Below are 2,076 nucleotides of genomic sequence, written 5' to 3'. Positions count from 1 at the left end.
ATCAACGCCAACCCCCGACTGCCATGGTCATTCCTCGCCCATACCGGCCTGACCATCCGCCCACCACACCCACCGAACTTACGAGAAGATCAGTAAGCCTTCAGCCCATTACGCCGTCCTGGCGCCTCGCCTACCGTCCTCGCCATGGATACAACGGGCATTCTCGACGAGGCGCTCCAGCGACTGCACACCTCAGGACCCGAGCGGCTCGGGCGGCTCGCCAATCACGCGCCGATGGCCGTCGAGGCCCTCGCCGCTCACGGACAGGCCCGTTCGGTGCACCGCTGGCTCGACCTGTACACACGCAAGCTCGAGGAGTTCCCCTCCGGAATCGAACCGGTCACGGCCGCCAACTGGCCTCTCGCGCTCGGTGATCCGCGCCGCGCCGCCGACTGGATCGGCTACTTCGAGCGCGAGATCACCGAGCGTCCCTGGCGCGAGGTGCTCACGCAGTGGTGGCCCCGTCTTCTGCCCGGCATATACGGCGGCGCGGCGCATCCGGTGATCCGGGTGGGTCACGCCGTGCGCACGCTGCTGGCCGGCGAGAGCACCGAACCCCGTCTGGCCGAACTCGCCCACGGCCTTGGCTACTGGGCCGCCCGCCACCGCCCCGTCGCGGACCTTGCCCCGCTGCCCGGTGCCGACAGTGCGGCCGCCGCCCTCGACGCGGTGAGGCCGATCGCCGAACGGGACGGCGGCTTTCCCGCCCGGCTCGGCCGCGTCACGGGCCTGCCGGTGTGGGCGGCCACGATCACGGACCCCAACGAGGTCCGCCGCCGCCTCACCGAACTGGTGCGGGCGGCCACCCACCGGTATGCCACCCACGGCCACGGCGAGGAGACCATGCTGGTCCACGCGGCCACGGCGCCCAACGTCGTGCTGCGCATCCTGCCCGCGCTCCCGCACGCCCTGTGGGTGCCGAGCCTGCGGGCCGCCTGGACGGCTGCCGCGGCGGTGACCGCGATGTATGCACCCGACGCCCCGGTCGCCTACAGCCCGGCGGGCACCTTCACCCCCGAAGAGGTCCTCGAACGGGCCCGGGCGCACGGCGACGCACACGTCATCAAGCTGACCGACACGGCCCTCGACATCGGCGACGAACCGGCCCTGGCGGCGGCTCTGCGCTCCATCGAGCTGAGCGAACCGTTGAGATAGACGGCCGTCCTTACATGTCACGCCCACGTCAGCAGTGATGCCGGGGTGACGGCCGCCTGGTACGACCCGGCGGTCGGACAACGTCCGCGAGTTCCACACCGGTGGGAAAGGCTCGAGCTCGCGGTGCGGCCGGTCGCGACACCCATGACCTGGGTGAGGCGGGCACAGGCCCGGCCGGCCAGTACGATGTGCCGGGTTCGTGTCAGTGGAGTGGTCGGCAGTCGCCGGCGGCTGCTTTCCGCCGCCTTTTCGCTGACCGCGGTGGGGACGAGTGACGGTCCGCTGCTGACACGGGGATGACACGGGCACCGGGGCTCACTGTCACGACGCGGTATATCCCCGGGTGGTGCACTGCCACGAGGCCGGGATATCGCAACCACAGAGACGATCATGCCCGACCGGCAGAACTCACCCAGCCGCATTGCGCAGCAGAGTCGGCGTCGAGTACAAAGCGGTTGCCTGATACACGAATCCCTGACGATCATGGCCCGTGGCTGATGCAACCTTCTTCTGCGAGGAGTCCACGGTGACGAGCACGACAACGGACGACCCGGCCGGCGACCTCGATCCCGACCATCTCGAGAACGCCGTCCTCGGCGTGGCCGAGGACCAGGGATTCTCCGGCACGGTGCGCGTCACCCGGCGCGGGGAGACCGTGTTCGCCCGCGCCTTCGGGATGGCGTCGCGGCGCTGGTCGATACCCAATACGTGCGCCACCCTGTTCCGCGTGGCCTCGGTGTCGAAGATGTTCACGGCGGTGGCCGTGCTGCAGCTCGTCGAACAGGGGCGGGTCCATCTGGACGACTCGCTCGCGGACCACGTGAAAGAGCACATGCCCCGGCTCGACCCGCGGGTCACCGTCCGGCACGCCCTGACCATGACGTCCGGCATCGGCGACTGGTTCGAGGAGGGCAGCGCCGA

The 2,076-nt window shown here is 70.1% G+C and carries 2 protein-coding genes; both read left to right on the top strand.

The genetic code is table 11. The features are described 5' to 3' along the window. The first annotated feature begins 144 nt into the window (after window positions 1–144). On the top strand, window positions 145–1,155 hold the full coding sequence (locus tag AB0I73_RS41125; RefSeq protein WP_363045490.1) for a questin oxidase family protein: 1,011 nt from the start codon (window positions 145–147) through the stop codon (window positions 1,153–1,155). Window positions 1,156–1,645: 490 nt separating this feature from the next. Further along, window positions 1,646–2,076: serine hydrolase domain-containing protein (locus tag AB0I73_RS41120; protein WP_363045489.1), on the top strand; the 431-nt coding region annotated here is incomplete at its 3' end.

This window comes from Streptomyces sp. NPDC050388 (assembly GCF_040655635.1).
GTDB lineage: Bacteria > Actinomycetota > Actinomycetes > Streptomycetales > Streptomycetaceae > Streptomyces.
This window is presented reverse-complemented; position numbering and strand designations above follow the sequence as displayed.